Annotated in this window: 14 protein-coding genes, 1 pseudogene and 1 CRISPR repeat array; of the genes and pseudogenes, 13 read left to right on the top strand and 2 right to left on the bottom strand. The window is 32.5% G+C overall.

The genetic code is table 11. The features are described from left to right. The 7 genes from CALKRO_RS12735 to CALKRO_RS12705 all read left to right on the top strand — a co-directional run bounded on the left by CALKRO_RS12735 (position 1) and on the right by CALKRO_RS12705 (position 8,113). Entirely contained in the window at positions 1–603 is a 603-nt protein-coding gene (locus CALKRO_RS12735; RefSeq protein ID WP_237699101.1) for a hypothetical protein, read from the top strand. 218 nt (positions 604–821) lie between these two features. Beyond that, positions 822–2,879 carry a protein kinase domain-containing protein gene (locus CALKRO_RS12730; protein ID WP_013431388.1) on the top strand — a complete coding sequence of 686 codons (2,058 nt, stop codon included), beginning with the start codon at positions 822–824 and terminating at the stop codon, positions 2,877–2,879. Between the two features lie 48 nt (positions 2,880–2,927). Then, positions 2,928–4,472 carry a hypothetical protein gene (locus CALKRO_RS12725; RefSeq protein WP_013431387.1) on the top strand — a complete coding sequence of 515 codons (1,545 nt, stop codon included), beginning with the start codon at positions 2,928–2,930 and terminating at the stop codon, positions 4,470–4,472. Between the two features lie 3 nt (positions 4,473–4,475). Continuing rightward, positions 4,476–6,302, top strand: a complete 1,827-nt coding sequence (locus CALKRO_RS12720) for an AAA family ATPase (protein ID WP_013431386.1) — start codon at positions 4,476–4,478, stop codon at positions 6,300–6,302. Next, complete coding sequence (locus CALKRO_RS12715) at positions 6,283–6,867, top strand: 4Fe-4S single cluster domain-containing protein (protein WP_013431385.1); 585 nt, start codon at positions 6,283–6,285, stop codon at positions 6,865–6,867. Before CALKRO_RS12720 ends, CALKRO_RS12715 begins: the two co-directional genes overlap by 20 nt. Next, on the top strand, positions 6,854–7,339 hold the full coding sequence (locus tag CALKRO_RS12710) for an FHA domain-containing protein (protein ID WP_013431384.1): 486 nt from the start codon (positions 6,854–6,856) through the stop codon (positions 7,337–7,339). Before CALKRO_RS12715 ends, CALKRO_RS12710 begins: the two co-directional genes overlap by 14 nt. 24 nt (positions 7,340–7,363) lie before the next feature. Beyond that, on the top strand, positions 7,364–8,113 hold the full coding sequence (locus tag CALKRO_RS12705) for a PP2C family protein-serine/threonine phosphatase (protein WP_013431383.1): 750 nt from the start codon (positions 7,364–7,366) through the stop codon (positions 8,111–8,113). Between the two features lie 123 nt (positions 8,114–8,236). On the opposite strand, the gene CALKRO_RS13955 is transcribed toward CALKRO_RS12705, so the two are convergent. Together CALKRO_RS13955 and CALKRO_RS12695 are read right to left on the bottom strand one after the other, a co-directional pair. Then, positions 8,237–8,407: a hypothetical protein gene (locus tag CALKRO_RS13955; RefSeq protein WP_237699100.1), complete on the bottom strand. Its 171-nt coding sequence runs from the start codon at positions 8,405–8,407 to the stop codon at positions 8,237–8,239. Positions 8,408–9,313: 906 nt separating this feature from the next. After that, complete coding sequence (locus CALKRO_RS12695; RefSeq protein WP_013431382.1) at positions 9,314–10,072, bottom strand: DUF3800 domain-containing protein; 759 nt, start codon at positions 10,070–10,072, stop codon at positions 9,314–9,316. 374 nt (positions 10,073–10,446) lie between these two features. Next, a CRISPR array of direct repeats spans positions 10,447–11,653; the repeat unit is 30 nt; unit sequence GTTTCAATCCCCAAAGGGGAGGCTACAAAC. A 451-nt stretch (positions 11,654–12,104) separates the two neighbouring features. Here CALKRO_RS12695 and CALKRO_RS13950 point away from each other — a divergent pair. The 6 genes and pseudogenes from CALKRO_RS13950 (at position 12,105) to CALKRO_RS12670 (ending at position 18,759) form a co-directional block, all read left to right on the top strand. Further along, positions 12,105–12,956 (top strand): hypothetical protein, encoded by an 852-nt coding sequence (locus tag CALKRO_RS13950; RefSeq protein WP_049775626.1) that lies wholly within the window; start codon positions 12,105–12,107, stop codon positions 12,954–12,956. Positions 12,957–13,010: 54 nt separating this feature from the next. After that, positions 13,011–13,292, top strand: a complete 282-nt coding sequence (locus tag CALKRO_RS13945) for an ATP-binding protein (protein WP_162467052.1) — start codon at positions 13,011–13,013, stop codon at positions 13,290–13,292. 240 nt (positions 13,293–13,532) lie between these two features. Beyond that, positions 13,533–14,924 carry an ATP-binding protein gene (locus CALKRO_RS12680; protein WP_013431381.1) on the top strand — a complete coding sequence of 464 codons (1,392 nt, stop codon included), beginning with the start codon at positions 13,533–13,535 and terminating at the stop codon, positions 14,922–14,924. 203 nt (positions 14,925–15,127) lie between these two features. Further along, positions 15,128–15,310: pseudogene (locus CALKRO_RS13425) on the top strand (ATP-binding protein); the annotation flags it as partial. Between the two features lie 576 nt (positions 15,311–15,886). Continuing rightward, positions 15,887–17,212, top strand: coding sequence for a TIGR02221 family CRISPR-associated protein (csx2, locus tag CALKRO_RS12675; protein WP_013431380.1), 1,326 nt, complete (start codon positions 15,887–15,889; stop codon positions 17,210–17,212). Between the two features lie 473 nt (positions 17,213–17,685). Then, a complete protein-coding gene (locus tag CALKRO_RS12670) occupies positions 17,686–18,759 on the top strand; it encodes a DUF1848 domain-containing protein (RefSeq protein WP_041741807.1) in 1,074 nt (357 codons plus the stop codon). Positions 18,760–18,765: the final 6 nt, after the last annotated feature.

The raw sequence follows: 18,765 nt of genomic DNA, 5'->3' as shown, positions 1-18,765 counted from the left end.
GTGGCAAAATATTTTACATTTCATTTTTGGGCAAGAGAGGATGGTATATTTTTGCCATCCTCTTATTACTCTAAGGCATATGAAGTTTTGAAAAGTCTTCTTGCTACAGAGCAGTTTACCATCTCACCCATTAGAACAAAAAACAAAAAAGAACTTGAGGATGGCGTATGGGTGTTTGAAGATTTTAGAATATATCTTACAACACCTTTTTTAGAGCTTGTTACACAGAACATATTAAAAGTTTATGAAAATTTAAATAGCTTGTTTGATGGTATTTACTTGAAGAGAATTTCATGCATGACGCAACAACCAAAGACAAGTGGAACTTTGCTAAGCGGTGTGTTTGTTCAAAAAGATGGTGTTTGCTTAGAATATGACAAGCAGCCAGAGATTTTTTCAGAAATGCTAAGAAGACAACTTTTGAGCATCCACTACCAAAGGTTTGGAGCATATCCAGAAGACCAGAGGTTTTTCTTTGTAATAAAAGATGGTCTGAAAAAACAGCATTTAATTGAATCGAGAATTGAATATTTTGGTAGATACGAAATATTTGCCTCAACAGAACTACTTGACATGTTTTGTCAGTTGTTTTGTGTAAGGTAGATTTTGCAAAAATCTGCTATTTCGGCTTATGCAGGCTGCAAACCAATTTTCTTTTCAGGAAAATTGACGTTTGTAAGATTTTCATAGAGGGTAAATTATAAGTAGTAGAAAAGTTAAACTTAAAGAGAAAGACCTGTTACCATGAAAAGAGGTTGTTTAAAGTTATATTTTACCAAATACAAATGCTCAAGTACAGAACAAGGAAGGGATTAGCTTTGATGGATGAAAAAACGGTAAAAGAGAGCTGGTGGGATAAAGAAAATTTACAAGATGCTACTGTGAGAGAGACAGATATTTTAAGCGAAAAAGAAAAATTAACCATTACAACATTTAGAAATTACAACATCGTAGAGGAACTACCAGCCAAAGGTGGAGAATGCGATGCTTACGTTATAGAAAATGATGGTAATAAGATGTTTTTAAAGCTATACAGAAAGGGTATTACCCCCAAAATTGAAGTATTAGAAAGATTAAAAAAGATTTCTTTTGAGCTAAAAGAACATGTTGTAACAATTTTTGAAGTAGGTAAAGATGAACAGACCGGCAGATATTTTGAGATAATGGAATATATTCAATATGGTAGTTTAAAAGATAACTTAGAGAAGGTAAAAGACAGAGTTGATATTGTAGTAAAAGAGATTGCAGAAGCTATTGAAGCACTGCATAAAAAGGGAATTGTTCACAGAGATTTAAAACCCTCTAATATTCTTATAAGAGATTTAAAATCATTAGACCTTGTGCTGATTGATTTTGGGATATCTTCTGCTATGTCTGAAGAAATGTCAAAGGTTTTCACTACATTCAAGGGGACATATTCTTATATGGCTCCAGAAGAGATTTCAAGTTATTTTGGCAAAGAAATTGATTGGTGGCATTTAGGAATAATAATATACGAAGTGTTAAAAGGTAAGAATCCCTTCGCTAATTTATCAGAAGCTGTTATTATAAATACTCTTGCTACCCAGGGAGTACAAATTCCAGAAGATATTCCTGAAAGATACAAAATTTTATTGAAAGGGCTTCTTACGAGGAACTACAAAAAAAGATGGGGATATGAACAGGTCAAGCAGTGGTTAAATAATGTGAAAAACATACCAGTGTTCTATGAAGAGTATAATGAAGGAAGCAAAAATTATGATGTTAAAGAATGGAATAAAGTTGGATTTTCTTCTGACTCAGCGTGGGTAAAGGCAGGCATTGAAATAAACCTCAGTCCGCAAGAGGCAAAAACTTTTTGGGAAGCTGGATTTTCTGCAAAAGACATGAAAGAATGGGTCTCAGCTGGTTTTAGAAAGGGCAATATTGCATTGGAATGGTATAATTATGGTTTTAGCCCAAAAGAATCTGCTATATTTGACAACCTTGGACTCAGCCCCAAAAATGCTTACGAGTGGCAAAGAAAGGGGATTACTGCTTTTGATATACTTGAATTGTTAGAAAAAGGCATAGATAAGAATAAGATATTTGATTTTATTGAAAAGGGTATTTTTCATTATATAATGAATGGTTTTTCAGAAATAGATGCTCAAAAATGGAAGAAATACGGATTTGATATTAATGAAGCAAAGAACTGGGCTGAAAAAGGATTTAGTGCTGACGAAGCCGATGAATGGAGAAAAAATAATGTTAATGTAATTGAGGCTGTCAGGTGGAAAACAATAGATGTAAAGCCAACATTAGCATTAAAATTTACAAATTTGGGATTCAGCATTGATGAAGTTGAAGAAATGGTTTTTAAAGGAGCAAAAGATAGTAAGATTTTAGAAAGAATAGCAGATGAAATAATTGAATGGTGTAAGGCAGAATTTTCAGTGCCTGAAGCAGTCGATTGGATAATAAAAGGTTATAAATTACATCAAGCAGTCCGTAGAAAAAAGCTTTTAAGAGATATTAAAAAAACATTAAAAAGTATTTATAAAGTAGCTGTATTTTACCTTGTGGGTTTGATAGCTACAAGGTTGATATTATATTTCACAACAGAACAGTATTTTTACGATGTCATAACCAAAAGATATTTTGATAACAATAGAAATTATAATATGTTTGTATTGATTGTTATATCATTATTCTCATATTATTTATATAAAAAATTTTTTCACTTTACCAAGATTAAAATTGCAGGATTATCAATTTTGTACGTTTGTGCTATTATGTTCTATTTTTCTTACATTTCATCATATGAATATTTCATTAATGGCACAGCAAACAAGATTTTAATTAACTCAGTGTATTTTTATTTTTCTTATCTGTTATTTCAGTATTATTCAAAATCTTAAGACGTTATGATGATTAAACATAAATTTAAAAATTAAGAGGATGATAGCATGAGTAGCTTTACTTATTGTTGGACCTTTGTAGGCAATAAGAATTTGACTGAAACTCTCAGAGAAAATAAAGAGTTTTTTAAAAACCAAATAGATAATTCTATTGGCCATATAAAAGACATGCTAAAAAATATTGATTCATACTTTTTAGGTGAGGATTTAATAGAAAATCTTGAGAAATGCAAGAAAGATTTTTTGGAAAAATACACAATGGAAATTTTATTAAGTGAAAACCATACTCAGTGGGTTGACGCGCAAATTGCAAAACTGCAAGATATTGTTCGAAAAACGAAGGAGTATATTATTTTTGTTAAAACAGAACTGACAGATAATTTAGATATCCAAACACTAAAAGCTTTTATAGATGTATTACCAGATGGTGCTCTGAAGACCAAAAAAAAGATACAAAAGATTATAGAATTGTTTGAAAATTTAGAGAAAGAATTTAAAAATCCCAATGCAAATGTAAAGGTTATAAAGCAGTATCTAAATAATTTCCCAAAAGATTTATTTAATATAAAATATTATAAAAAGATGCAACAATATGCTGAAATTCTAAACACTATAGAAAAGTGTACATTTGATAATCCTTCAGATATTGAAATACTAAAGAAGTATTTAAAAGAAGTACCAAGTGAGTATCATGGTATTATAAAAAAGATAAAACAAAAATTGCTTGAGCAAAAAACTTTTGAAGTAAAAAAGCAAATTGAAGTAGAACAAATTTTTAAAGAAGATAACCTCAAGGTTATAAAAAAGGAAGAGATATTAGAAAAGATTGAAGCTATATTTGGTAAGCTAAAAAATATAAATCTCCAGTTGGCAGAAGAAAAAAAGCAGTTAATACAAGAGGCAAAAGAAACAGATGATATACTGAGAGTAGAACTGATTCTTGAAGACCTCAAGTTCAGTTACGTAAAGGCGAGGACAATATATATTCAAACTGAAGTTTTAAAAAATGATTTAAAAATGTACGAAACACTTGCAGAAGAGGTAGGAATGAAAAGTGAATTTAATGATTTAATGCAAATGGAAATATTGCATAAAGAAGTAGTTGATGACTTTATAAAAATACTACTTGACAGGAAAAGGCAAATTATGGAACAGGAAATCAGAAAGGTTTCAGTGGATAAGTTTATTAGAAAAATAAGAGAGTTAGGTTATTCTGTTGTAGAAGAAGGGTTAATGGAAAGATTATCAAAGGGTGAAATAGTAGAAATTAGAACACCTTTTGGAGAGGATTATATGTTGAGGATAAAATATGAAAATGACGGAATAAAAATTATGTTTGTAAGGTATGTTGAAGATGAAGGGAGTTTAAGTGAATATGAAAAACATAAGGATATATCTATAGCAAAAAAATGGTGTTCTGATTATGACAAAATTAAACAACTTTTAAGTCAGGAAGGGATATTGATTGAAGACAAACAGAGAATCGAACCTGAAATGAGATTTTATTACCTGAAAAAAGAGAAAATGGAATATGCCAAAAGACATCAAAATATCAAAAGCAATGATATGCAACATAGACAAAGGAGTGTGTAAAGTATGGCAAACGAAATAATACCTGAAAAAATCAAAGGCATACCAAAGTTTGCAAAAGAGCTTCTAAGGTTTTGTTCTATAACATCTCAGTTTATTCTTTTTGGGAATATTTATGACCTATTTCCATTTCCACAGGGTGAAAAATATATACCCATGAATATAACTCAATTTATTGCTCATTTGCTTACTACATATGACAACTACAAAATTGTAATAGAGTATGTTCCTCTTGAAGGATTTAGACTATTAAAGGGAGATGAAGGAATATTTACAAACCTTACTGGAAGAAAAATTGGTGATAAAGTTGTGTCTTTGATTGATGTGTATGAAACTATAGAAAAATTTATTACAGGAGATGAAAAGACAGCTGTTGTTATTAACTTTTCATCGAGATTGCCAGAGATTTCCTGCAGCAAAGATTTACCAGATTTTCTTTACCATACATTCAAGCTCTCTATTAACATAAACCAAAAAGGTAATCCACCTTCTTTTAATCCAATAATTTTCCTTGTAGAGAAAGAAAATGATTTACCGCCGTGGTATACTGTAGAAAATCCAAGAATAAGAACAATTCCTATTCCAAAACCTGATTTTGAGATAAGAAGATGGATAGCACAGGCTCTTTTACCGCGAATGGATGAGTGGACAAGTTTACCTGACAGCAAAAAAGAAGAATTGATAAAAGATTTTGTAAATCTGACATCTGGCATGTTTGCAAGGGAAATGCTTTCTATAGTAGTTTTGTCAAAGAGAGAAAATCTGAGTGCAAGAGAAATTGGTGAAGCGACAAGGAGATACAAAGTTGGTGTCAGCGAAAATCCGTGGGCGAAAATAGATAAAGACAGGTTGAATAACGCAGAGGAATTTTTAAAAAGAAGAGTTATGGGGCAAGAAAAAGCTATAAAACAAGCAGCTACTATATTGAGAAGAGCTTTTTTCAATCTTTCGGGTTCACAGTTTTCAAGATATTCAAACAGACCTAAAGGCGTTTTGTTTTTTGCAGGACCAACCGGTGTAGGAAAAACTGAACTTGCAAAAGCTATAACAGAATTAATATTTGGAAGTGAACATCATTATATACGATTTGATATGTCAGAGTTTTCACATGAACATTCTGACCAAAGACTCATTGGTGCGCCGCCCGGATATGTGGGGTATGATGTTGGTGGAGAATTAACAAATGCTGTAAAACAAAATCCTTTTTCAGTAATCCTCTTTGATGAGATAGAAAAAGCTCATCCAAAAATACTTGATATTTTCTTACAAATACTTGACGATGGTAGGCTTACCTCTGGCAGAGGAGAAACTGTATACTTTTCTGAAAGTCTAATAATATTTACATCTAATCTTGGTGTTTTTGAAGTGACGTCGGATGGTAAAAAAATACAGCGTATCTCACCAGAAATGAGTTATGATGAAATTGAGAAGATTTTGAATGAAGCCATAAAAGAATATTTTACATTCAAGATTGCAAGACCTGAAATTTTGAATCGTATAGGAGAAAACATCATTGTATTTGATTTTATACGCAGTGAAAATGTAAAAAGAATATTGGATAAAATGCTGAATAATGTTAAGATAAAACTTGAAGAAGATAAGGGGGTAAAGCTTGAAATATCAGATAATGTGCAGCAAAAGATATATGAAGAAATTGTAAAAGACCTGTCTATGGGTGGAAGAGGAATAGGCAACAAACTTGAACTATTATTTATAAATCCTCTTTCAGAGCTTCTGTTTAAGTTGTTTCCTCAAGCAGAAAGTACTGTGGTGATTAATGAATTACTCAAAAAAGATGACAGGTGGGAACTTAATGGAAGAGTTATTAGTTAATATTATACATTATCCTGTTTATACACTTGGACCTGGTAAAAGAGTTGGTATTTGGCTGCAGGGATGTTCAATAAGATGTAAAGGATGCATGTCTTCGCATACATGGGAATTTGATAAAAGCAGAGCAATTAAAATAGAACAGGTTGCTAATGTCCTGAAGAGTTTTGGTTGCAAAAGACTAACAATAAGTGGTGGAGAGCCATTTGACCAGCATGTACCACTGCTGATTCTTTTAAGTTCTATAAGAGACTTTTTTGATGACATTCTTGTTTATACTGGATACACATATGAATACCTTTTGAATAAACATAAAGATATCTTGAAACTAATAGATGCAATAGTAGATTCCCCTTTTATAAAAGGGCTTGAAAGTGAATTGATTTGGAAAGGCTCAGAAAATCAGCGATTTTTCCTTTTTAATAAGTCTTTGGGTAATGATTATTTACTCTGGATAAAAAAGAAAAAAGAAAGAGTTCTTCAGATTATTAATCAAAAAGATAAAATAGTTATAATAGGCATACCATACCAAAAAGATGCTGAGGTGTTCATAAATGGAGAGATATAAGATATGTCCGAACTGTAATTGGCAAAATCCCCCTGATGAAATAATATGCGTCAAATGCATGGCAGATATCATAAATGTGCCTGTAACTGAGGACAATGCAGTCAGAGAAGCTAAGAAGACTGAAGGGATAGAAAGAAATGAATCTTTTAAAAAAGAGTCTTGCGATGATAGAACAATGGTTGAAGTTTCCAAAATTATTTTGAGAGGGAAAGATTTTGTGTTAGAGGTTTTTAGTGGCGATGTGGTAGGCAGACATGAAAAAGGGAAAGAATATTTGGGGGAATATAAAACTGTTTCAAGAAGACATGCAAGATTTTTCAAACAGGCAGGTATCTGGTATGTTGAGGATTTAAATAGCACAAATGGAGTTTATATAAATGGCATGAAGATAAAGGATAAAGATGTAATCAAAAAGGGCGACAGAATATCTCTTTCGTTATCCTTAGAACTTACAGTAGATGAATTACAATAATAAACACAGATAGGAGTTGAAAACATGTTTAAAGTTTTTTATTTTACAAATAAAGGAAATTTGAGAGATACAAACGAAGACGCCTTGTTAGTTTCTGAAAGAATTATAAGTAGTACAAATATGGAAAAATGTGAGAGTATAGATATTGATGGTAAAAATATTTTTCTTGCTGTTGCAGATGGTATAGGAGGACACACCAAAGGTGACTTAGCATCAAAGATGGTTTTAGAAATTTTGAAAAGTTATAAAGATGATATCATCGAAAAAAAGCTTTCTATTGAAGATGCAATTAAAATTGCAAGAGATGAATTAGAAAATTACGCGCGGACAAATCCAAACAGTTTTGGAATGGGATGCACAGTAGCTGGAGTCTTGATTGTTGGCAGCAAAGTTCAGGTTTTCAATGTAGGCGATTGCAGAGTGTATAGATTACTTGGAAAAAGAGCAATTAGATTAACAAAAGACCATACTGTGGTTGAAGAACTTATCTCAAGTGGCTACATAACTGTGGATGAGGCAAAGACTCATTCTAAAAAGCATGCTCTAACTTCTGCAGTAATAGCAGATAATTATCGAACAGAGGTCCAAATTTATAGAAATGAGACAGAAATTATTGATGAAGATAGATTCATCATCTGCAGCGATGGATTCTGGGATAAATTTGAGAAAGAAATGCCAGAAATTTCTTCTTCTGATGATTTTTGTATTGAATTTCAGAAAAGATTTCATCTTGGAAATTTCAATGACAATATTTCTTTTATTTTGGTAACATAACTTTTGAGAAGGATTAAGATGAGTTTGTTGAAAAAAAGAAGACTATATCCACTAATCCTGTTGAGCTTCAATATTAAGCTCAGTATGTCTTTCACTTGCAAAATGCTTTCTACTTGGTTTAAGTCAATCCAATGTGTACTCAAGATCAATTACGCAATTAATGTAAAAGATAATCTCTTTCTCTTTTAAACTTACTTTATAAAGGATGTCACTTTGCAGTTCAGAGAAGTCTGGCAAAACATAACTTTTGTCAATTCTTTCAAGCCGGTCTTCTGTAAGATTTTTAAATACCACAATTTTATCAAATCTCTTTAAAAACTTAATAAAGATACTTTTGTTATAGAATATGTATTTTTACTCCAGATCATTTATGTTGTAAGGAAGCTGGTTATTCATTATTTTCACCTGAAGGGTTTTTTAAGAAACATTATAACAAAGTTAAAAGATAATATCAAACATATTTTCTTATCCAAGATGAAAGGTAAAATACCTGCGTTTCAACCCCTAAATGGGAGGCTACAAACTATGATTTCGCTTCTTACTTTGTTCTCTAACTCTTTGTTTCAATCCCCAAAGGGGAGGCTACAAACGGTGCTTAGACTTGCAAGATACATAGAGTGAGGTGTGTTTCAATCCCCAAAGGGGAGGCTACAAACCCGTGGATAGGTTGAAAAATGCGACAAGGGACAAATGGTTAAGTTTTCAAGCTGCAGTATGTTATTTCTATTATACACCTCAAAAGCATGAAAGTCAACACATACCAGAAATTACCTTTTGCTGTCAACCCCCGTGGTTTTGGGGGTACTGCAGTTCGACAGCAATTGGAAAATACAAAATTCATAATTTATTTTAGAAAACCAGATACAAAAGCCAAAAAGGGATAATTTGCATTTGCATTAATCTTTTTGCAAGCTCAATTGTGGTTTCAATTTTGCCTTTTTGAGTTTGCCTTCAAGTTTATCTGCAATTAAATAAATACTATAATGTTATTTGCAATTATAAGCAACGCTGTAGAATTATATAACACAAAATAAAAAATTTTTTTGACTAAATCACTGTTATGAGGTATAATTAAATTGAAAAGTGAAAAAGTAAATAATAAGCAGGTTTTAACCTGCATTCAGGAAATAGCGCCACTGATATCCGAAACCCTCACCAAGCGTGAGGCGCATCCTCATAAAGAGGATAGGACTCAGGGCGCTATTTCGTTTTATATATCTTCTTTGATTTTTTGAAATCACAATACCAGATATGAAAGTGCATACTATAATCTTTTCTATGGCAAAATTTCAAAGTTTCTAATCCAGCTTTTTGGGCTATATACAAAGCTAATTCTTTTTTAGCTGGGCTTGCATCTTCTTTTTTATCCATGTCATTCCAATGAAAACCTATTGCACCTGTCAAAATATCAGTAGCTTGTATTAAGTCTACTTCATGAGATTTTCTCGCCTCAATATTTCTTACTATATCTATATCTATTTTATGCTTTTTTCTAAGTCCTCTGTTGAGTATAATTTGTAAACTTTGTAGTCTGTATTTATAAGAGTTTTTTCTGTCATCTGGATAGATTATATAACGGTAATTAGGATAAATATAATGTAACAACAGCTGATAATACATTTTATAAAAACCTAATTCTTCATCACCTTTATTATACTTTCTGTTATCCATTTGCGACGAATCTACAACTATACACCGATAAGCCATTTTCTTTTCTCCTATAAATTTGAAGATTATATCCACAAGCTTTTTGTATTCATCTAATTTTCCTTGAGAGACTTTGCCCCATTTAAGTTCACTATACATATTATGTTGTATTCTATACTGCTCAAAACTTTCTTCTATTTCTTCTAAATTCTCATACAAAACCCATAGTCCACCAATAATCATGTATCTATTTTTATTTTGTGAACTTTCATCACAATAGATGTGTATCAAAGGTTGTTTTTCTTTTTTCATTGTATAGTTCCTTTCGACGATAAAGATACACCAAAAAATTTATAGTATCCATTTTCTAAGCTATCATAGAGGTCTAAATATACTTCTGATGAAGTAATTTTTTTTTATTCAAAGAATTCAGATTCAATTCTCAAACAACGTATTTGGATTGTTAGGAGTTAATTTCCACCTTTATTTATTGGCACTAATGATTTTCTTAGAACTGTCAGAGTTGCTTTTCTTGATTAACTTCTTGGCCAATCGCTTTATTTCACCATTGGAGTATATTTTATTTTGCTATTCAATGCAGCAACACCAAATTTCAATCACTAAAGGAAATTACTAAACACCCTTTCTTGGTCAATTCCCAACGGGAAGGCTACAACCCCCCTTCCTCCTCAATCCCCAAAGGGGAGGCTACAAACCTATGCCTGAGAGTGAAGGCGGATCGAAATCAATTAGTTTCAATCCCCAAAGGGGAGGCTACAAACTGATGCCATAGATAAAAACGAGTATATCCAACAAGAGGTTTCAATCCCCAAAGGGGAGGCTACAAACCAACTGTTAAAGATACTGTGGACACATATATTCCAGTTTCAATCCCCAAAGGGGAGGCTACAAACTTAAAGTTTGTGAGATTTTAGGGCTGGATTATGAGTTTCAATCCCCAAAGGGGAGGCTACAAACACGCATACAGCGGAGCTCCATTTTACATGTTTCTATGTTTCAATCCCCAAAGGGGAGGCTACAAACGGTAAGGCGGTAAGGAATGTTTTAAATACAGATATATGTTTCAATCCCCAAAGGGGAGGCTACAAACCTTGTTGAAATTAGTATTGAGCGTGGATTGTATGGGTTTCAATCCCCAAAGGGGAGGCTACAAACTGATTACAAAAGACCTTTATGTTCCTGCAAAATTTGGTTTCAATCCCCAAAGGGGAGGCTACAAACTGTTTGTAATACAAATCTATTAGATGATTGTATGTGTTTCAATCCCCAAAGGGGAGGCTACAAACTGTTTGTAATACAAATCTATTAGATGATTGTATGTGTTTCAATCCCCAAAGGGGAGGCTACAAACGGGTAACAAAATGGTATGGTGAAAAGATGAAAATGAGTTTCAATCCCCAAAGGGGAGGCTACAAACGGCAAGAAAAAACTCAGTAAAATTCGAATCCTCAAGTTTCAATCCCCAAAGGGGAGGCTACAAACATTCAAATACGTCTTTATACTTCTCAATTATTATCTGTTTCAATCCCCAAAGGGGAGGCTACAAACTTGAAGACTTGAAAGCTGCATTGGAGGGTGAAAGAGTTTCAATCCCCAAAGGGGAGGCTACAAACTCTGAATACCTAATTAATATTTTTTCATCTACTGGTTTCAATCCCCAAAGGGGAGGCTACAAACCAGGTTAGCTACAATTCAGACGGTATGCTTGTGTGTTTCAATCCCCAAAGGGGAGGCTACAAACAGAATAGAACAGCAAAAAAAGAATTGTTTCTAACTTGTTTCAATCCCCAAAGGGGAGGCTACAAACCCATATGTAATTGTAGACAAGACCGCTTTAAATGAGTTTCAATCCCCAAAGGGGAGGCTACAAACCCGTGGATAGGTTGAAAAATGCCACAAGGAACAAATGGTTAAGTTTTCAAGCTGCAGTATGTTATTTCTATTATACACCTCAAAAGCATGAAAGTCAACACATACCAGAAATTACCTTTTGCTGTCGACCCCCGGGGGTTTTTGGGGGGATTTCAGGTCGACAGCAATTGGTAAATACAAAAGTCAAAATTTATTTCAAAAAACTAAATACAGAAGCCCAAAAGGAATAAAATGCAATAACAATAATGCAAAATAATACCAATTATTATCTAAAAATCAAAGATAAAACTAATAAAAAATCAATTTTTCTGAAAATTGCATTAAAATAGAAGATTATGTCAATATGTGTCGAATGATATTATATAAAAGTGTTTTATGTAAATAAATATCACACTCAATGAGGGTATAAACTATTAAAAAGATAAATCAAAATTGAAAGGTATGATTGCCCATGTCCAAGCTCTCTCAGATGTATGGATACTGGAAAGATTCTATAAAAACCTCAATGAAAAGATATGATGAGAACTTGGAGAAAAGTTTAACGCACCTGCAAGACTTTTACAATACAGTATTAAAAGACTACATAATTGACTGGAGTAAATATTTTGAAAACCAAGCTTTTCGGCACAGCCTCAGGAAAAAGATAGAGAGCTTTTTTGGGAAAAGTGAGATAAACTTTGTTGCAATAGATGGAACATGCATTAAAGATGAGGGCAGCAACTTTATAACCTTCTTTGCAGGAGCTTATGGAGCAAGAGGAAAAATAATAATCAAGCATGAGGGTGAAAAAATCAAATATGAGCGATGGGATTTTGCTCGGGATGTAACTATGATGGCGCAGATTCCAGTTCACCGCGACTGGGAAGATCAAGAGAAAGAGCCTTTGGACGATGCAACAAAGATAAGATGCCTTGCTATTCCGACAAATATTGAGATTATAATCGACAACAAACAAAGTATTTCGATAGGGATAGGGTCAAATCTTCCCATGGTTGGTGCAGAGGCGTTCTTGCTTGATGAGGAGTTGACAAATCGTATGAGGTATGGGGAAATTAAAGAGTTTGGATTTTCAAATGAAAATGTTATTGACCAGAAAAAACTTATTGATATCTTCAACAGACCAAACGACAAAGTACTTATAATGTTACAGTCGCATGACCCGGATGAGCTGAGAAATCTTGCATATCAGATTGGCATGGCAATTTTTGAAGACAGGCGCAGAAGCGGCAAGATTGACCCTGTTGTAAGTTTCATATTTGACGAGGCTGATGAGTTCATTCCACAGGATGCAAAGGATTCATAGGAGAGTTCAAGCGAGGTTGTAATGCACTTAGCAAGGCGAGGAAGAAAATTTGGCTTGGGGATAGGTATTGCAACCCAGAGGATTAATTACCTTAACACCAATATTATGGCACAGCCGCATACATACTTTGTCAGCAAGTTCCCGAGAAAGTCTGACAAGGAGAGAATGACAGATGCTTTTGGTATTAGTGAAGATATGTTCAAGCAGACATTCAAGTTCAAAAAAGGATGCTGGTTACTTGTAAGCTATGATGCAATTGGCTTGGAAGCAGTGCCGTTGCCTATCTATGTCCAAAATGCAAACGACGCTGTGCTTGAATTTCTGAGAACTCTTTAATATAATTAATCAAGGCAGTGGAAATACATTTTAATCAATTCTAAACAGACTCAAAAACTATCGGCATTTATGTCATACATCTCTAAAAAATATTTTTGACAAGTGAAAAGAAAAGAACAAAATTGTTTAATAAAGAAAAAACAAAGATGATATGATATTGAAAATATTCTTCGCGCCGATGCAAAAATATACTTTAAATTATAATAAAATAGAGTATAATAAACATGAGGTGATTTTATTATGAAAAGATTTATAAATCGCAGCAAAGAACTTGAGTTTTTAGAGAAACAGTATCGAGAGCAAAATTCATCGCTTGTTGTTATTTACGGAAGGAGGCGAATTGGCAAGACTGCACTTATTAAAAAATTTATTCAACACAAGTCCGCTATTTATTTTTTGGCTTCAGAAGAGCCAGAGAATCAAAACATAGAGTATTTTAAAAAAGCTATAAGCAATTTTTTAAAAAATCCTTTGATTGAAAGATTATCTGGTGTAGGTTGGGATGATATTTTTGATGTTATAGTAAATTCAAAAATTGATAAAAAAATAGTGATAGTATTTGATGAATTTCAAAACTTGTGCAAAACAAACCCAGCTTTTGCTTCAATTGTTCAAAGAATCTGGGATGAAAAGCTAAAAAACCACAATTTCATGCTTATTTTAAGTGGTTCTTTGGTGGGAATGATGCAAGAACATGCTCTTTCTTATTCAAGTCCTTTGTATGGCAGGAGGACAGGGCAAATAAAGCTAAAGCAGTTTTCTTTCAAAGAAGCAAAAGAATTTTTTCCTGAAGTGCCAGAGCACCAATTTATATGGATATATTCCATCGTTGGTGGTGTTCCAAAATATTTAGAGATGTTCAAGTTTGAAGGCGATATTTACAAGGCAATTGAAGAAAATATTCTAAGCAGACAGAGCTTCTTATATGAAGAGCCTGTATTTTTGCTTGAAAAGGAAGTTCATGAGGTAGGAAGCTATTTTTCGATAATTAAAAGCATTGCGCTTGGAAACCATAAACTCAGCCAAATTGCCCAAAGCCTTTCTGTAGCGCAAACAAAACTTACAAAGTATTTGAATACTTTGATGGACCTTGATATTGTAAGAAGGGAAGTTCCAGTAACAGAGGAGCATCCAGAAAAGAGCAAAAGAGGGTTATATTTTATAAACGATAATTTCATAGATTTCTGGTTTAAGTTTGTATATCCATACAGAGAACAGTTAGAACTTGACAATACTAAATATGTAGTTGAAAATATCAAGTCAAAAATTGTGATAAATCACATAAGTTTTGTTTATGAAGAAATTTGCAGGCAAATTTTAATGGATTTAATAAAAACAAAAGAGATTGATATTAAGTTAGACAGAGTAGGCAAGTGGTGGGATTCAAAGTCAGAGATTGATATAGTAGGAATTAATAAAAATACGGGACATGTTGTTTTTGGTGAATGCAAATATTCGCAAAGTGTGGTTGATATTGATGTATTTTTTAATTTAAAGAAAAAAGCAGAAAATGTAAAGGTATTTCCTGATCAAAAAGAGCTTTATATTCTCTTTAGCAGAATGGGATTTTCAGAAAGGCTTTTGGAGTTTGCAAAAGAGACAAAAAATTTGATATTGATAAAGTTTCCATAGATATAGCACAGATATCAAAGATAAAATATAATACCAAAACAAAGTGATAATATAGATTTTGTCAGCGATCTGGAAAACTTTCAAAAAAACAAAAAATGCAATAGAAATCTAACTGAAAATATGCTATAATATTTATCAACTTCAAAGTAATTAACTTTAAAGTAAGTAACTCAGAAGTTAGTAACTTTAAAGTAGGTAATTTTATGTTTGTTGGAAGAAAATATGAACTTGAAACATTAAACAGGCTTTATAACGAAGACAAATTTCACTTTGTTGTTGTGTATGGAAGAAGGCGTGTTGGAAAAACCACTTTGCTTACGGAGTTTTGTAAAAACAAACCCTCAATATTCTTTATTGCTGAAGAGTAAAATGATAAAATTAACCTTTAATCTTTTTCAGATAAGATACTCTCTTATTTTAACCTTGTAGGCAACAAACTTGATGAAAAGCATGATTTTATTATATCAACTTTATGCACCTCTGTTAATGTTTTTATTTTAATATATCCCCTCAAAAATCAACACAAACTAAGGTATATCAAGGGAAGAAGCCTTTCAATTCTTTCGGTCTATCCAGCGGCTGCCAGCAATCTATTAAAACCTGTGTCCCGCATGCATGAAACCAAATACAAACCAATCAATAAAAATTTTGCACCTGAATTTGACGGATATGACTTATGGTCAAAATGAATATATATTCGTAAAATTAACGTATTATGTGAATAATCGTAAAATAAGCGCACGTTGTTTTTTCAGAAAAAGGAAATTTATTTAAATTACACCTGTAGAAATATTTGGATATTATATTGTTAACAATAATAACCAATTATAACTATATTATTAAAAAACAAAATTTAATTTTTTGCAGGTATTATCAAAGCAAAAAGCAAGAGCTTTTAAAAAAGGAAAAATTGGTTTATAATTTTGTTTAAATGAATAGCTAAAACAAGGGGGCTTTTAAAGGTGGATGTACACAAAGCCTCGAATATCCTAATTTCGGTAATAGGCAAAGGTCGACTTAAAAAGGACCAAACAGTAGGTTATGAACAAACTGAATACGTTTTTAATCCTGACAAAGAAAAGAATAATAGATATACAGCCTCAAAGACAGCTTTTTTTGGTATTGCATTATATGAATATCTTACGAATGTTGAATGTATTCAAATTGACAAGTTTATCATAATTGGAACTGATAAATCTGCATGGTCAGAACTTTACCAAATTCTCCCCCATTATATACAAAACTCAGAAGACATAGCAGAAATGTGCTTGAAAGTGTATGAAGAAGAAAAGAAAGGTATTTCAGAGCAAACGCTCTCAGAGTGGGAAAGTACTTTGAAAAAATACGTACCAAGCCTTAAGTTTTATAAAATAGAGCCAGTTGAGCTTGGTAAAGGCATTGACATACTTTTAGAAGAGCTTGAGAAAGATGTTGATAACAATGTGATCTTTGATATGACACATGCCTTTAGGAACATTCCTATTGTTTTTTCCTATGGTATAATGCTTTTGAAATATTTGAGAAAAATAAACAAGATAAGAATATTCTATGGTGCACATGAGATGAGAGAATACTTTTCAGGGCTTGTGGATGGACAATCTCCTGTAATTGAAATTTCTTTTATAGACAAACTGGTCAAAATGATTGAGGCGATGGCTACCTTTGAGAATTCTGGCTACTTTGTGCCCATTTTGAGTCAACTTGGTTTTGGCAACAGAGAGAAGACATATTTCAAGCTGGAGATGAACCGCCAGCCACGAAGAGAGATTGAAGAGATGATAAAAGGGCTTGAGGATAAACTAAATACAGCTGAGCATGTTTATGAAAGAGAAATAGTTGAGATAATGTACGAAGAATTTTCTGAAATGAACAGGCAAGAAAAACTCTTTCAGAGAATGTACAAAAGATCTCAGTTTTTCTATGAAAGAAAACAGTACCTCAAGGCTTTGATTCTTCTTTATGAAGCAATAATTGTTCTTTGTGCAGATGTATACAACAAAAATAATATGAATTATGAGGGGCGAGAAAAAGCAAGAAAAATATTAAAAGAGATAGAATGCAAAAATGTTTACTTCTACCCCGAAAACAATAAGCTCATAAAAGATCCAGACGAAGTAGAGATAATAAAAGAGTTAGAATATGTAAGAAATGCCGCAGTACATGGTTCATCATCAATAGGTAATCAAAACTATTTAGAAGATATAGAGTCGTTCAAAGTTCTATTTAACTCTGCATTAAATGTATTTGAAAAGATGTTACAAAGAAGAAACCAGATTAAAAAAGGTTAGAGATTTCTGAATATTCCCTTTAGTATGCCTATAATAAAACGTCATATGAAGTATGTTAAAAGCAGTGCAGTAAACAAAAGAGGAATTAAAATTGGTGCAAGAAGAACATGAATGATAATTTTTCAAATATTACCTCATGCCAAACACCATCTTTTATGTGTCAGTATTCTGTCTTCAGTATTATTCTTACACTTTAAAAGCCCTGTAAATTAGAAGCGGTGGGAGAAAGCAGAAAGTTAGAAACTCAGGTAGCTTTCTCCCTTTTGTTCTAAAACCTGTAATCAGGTCATAAATAAAATATTACTTCCAATACTATGATGACCCAAGTCTTAAATTTGGTGCTGCACATTCAGATTTCAGAATTGACTTTTCTGATATATCTGAAGACTTGAGAAAATATTTTGAGATATGGGACGAATACAGAAGTGCTCAACTTGTTTTATTTAAAAATGATTAAGTAGGAGATGATGCAGTTGATTATAAGTGCAAGCAGAAGAACAGATATCCCAGCATTTTTTGGTGACTGGTTTATAAACAGAATAAAAGAAGGTTTTGCGATGTACCGAAACCCGATTCGACCATCTCAGGTTTTTGCAGTATCGCTATTGCCTGAGGATGTTGATGCTATAGTCTTCTGGACAAAAAATCCCAAAAACTTTTTGGACAAGCTAAAATACCTTGAAGATTATATATATTATTTTCAGTTTACAATTACACCCTATGGCAAAGATATAGAACCTAACATTCCTCAAAAGGATGAGGTTGTTCAAACTTTCATAGAACTTTCAAATTTGATAGGGAAAAAAAGAGTTATCTGGCGATATGACCCAATAATTATATCAGATAAGATGCCACTTGACTACCACAAGGAAGAGTTTGAAAAGCTCTGTGAAAAGCTGTCTTTATACACTCAAAAGTGCATAATTAGTTATGTAGATTTTTACAGCAAAGCAGAAGAAAATCTCAGTAAAATAAAAGCCAGAAAGCTTGAGGATAAAGAACTTTTAAACCTTTTTGATGAACTGGCAAGTATTGCAAGAAAATATAATCTTAGCATAGAGATGTGTGCAGAAGATATAGAAGCTTGTCATCTTGGAATTACAAAGGCACACTGTGTAGATGGAAAACTGATAAATGAACTGAGAAAAGAAAAAGGTTTTTGTGATGTAAGAGAATATAAGAAAGATAGCAATCAAAGAAAAGCGTGTGGATGTGTTCAGAGCATAGATATAGGAATATTTAACACTTGCAAACACTTTTGTACTTATTGTTATGCAAATTTTAGTAAAAACTCAATTTTGAAAAACATACAAAAATATGGTATAAATTCTCCACTTTTGTGCAGTTTTGTTGACCCCAAAAAAGATGAAATAATGATAAAAGAAAAGAATGGTTCAAGAAAACTTAGTCTAAATGGTATTTTGGGGGAAGAATTAGACAACAGTAAAAAAATAGAGCAGCCAACTTTCTGTGGGGCAAATGAATTTTATAATAACTGGCTTGAAGAAAAAGTATCAAGTTATATTAAAAATTCCAGTAAAGTGTAGTATAAT

Source organism: Caldicellulosiruptor kronotskyensis 2002, assembly GCF_000166775.1.
Lineage (GTDB): Bacteria > Bacillota > Thermoanaerobacteria > Caldicellulosiruptorales > Caldicellulosiruptoraceae > Caldicellulosiruptor > Caldicellulosiruptor kronotskyensis.
The sequence above is the reverse complement of the archived record's forward strand: the minus strand, read 5'-3'. Positions and strand labels throughout refer to the sequence as shown.

Bases quoted from the DNA above. Each gene is read 5' to 3' on its own strand.
- CALKRO_RS12730 (WP_013431388.1), top strand. From the start codon at position 822: ATGGATGAAAAAACGGTAAAAGAGAGCTGGTGGGATAAAGAAAATTTA.
- CALKRO_RS12725 (WP_013431387.1), top strand. From the start codon at position 2,928: ATGAGTAGCTTTACTTATTGTTGGACCTTTGTAGGCAATAAGAATTTG.
- CALKRO_RS12720 (WP_013431386.1), top strand. From the start codon at position 4,476: ATGGCAAACGAAATAATACCTGAAAAAATCAAAGGCATACCAAAGTTT.
- CALKRO_RS12715 (WP_013431385.1), top strand. From the start codon at position 6,283: ATGGAAGAGTTATTAGTTAATATTATACATTATCCTGTTTATACACTT.
- CALKRO_RS12710 (WP_013431384.1), top strand. From the start codon at position 6,854: ATGGAGAGATATAAGATATGTCCGAACTGTAATTGGCAAAATCCCCCT.
- CALKRO_RS12705 (WP_013431383.1), top strand. From the start codon at position 7,364: ATGTTTAAAGTTTTTTATTTTACAAATAAAGGAAATTTGAGAGATACA.
- CALKRO_RS12695 (WP_013431382.1), bottom strand. From the start codon at position 10,072: ATGAAAAAAGAAAAACAACCTTTGATACACATCTATTGTGATGAAAGT.
- CALKRO_RS13950 (WP_049775626.1), top strand. From the start codon at position 12,105: ATGTCCAAGCTCTCTCAGATGTATGGATACTGGAAAGATTCTATAAAA.
- CALKRO_RS12680 (WP_013431381.1), top strand. From the start codon at position 13,533: ATGAAAAGATTTATAAATCGCAGCAAAGAACTTGAGTTTTTAGAGAAA.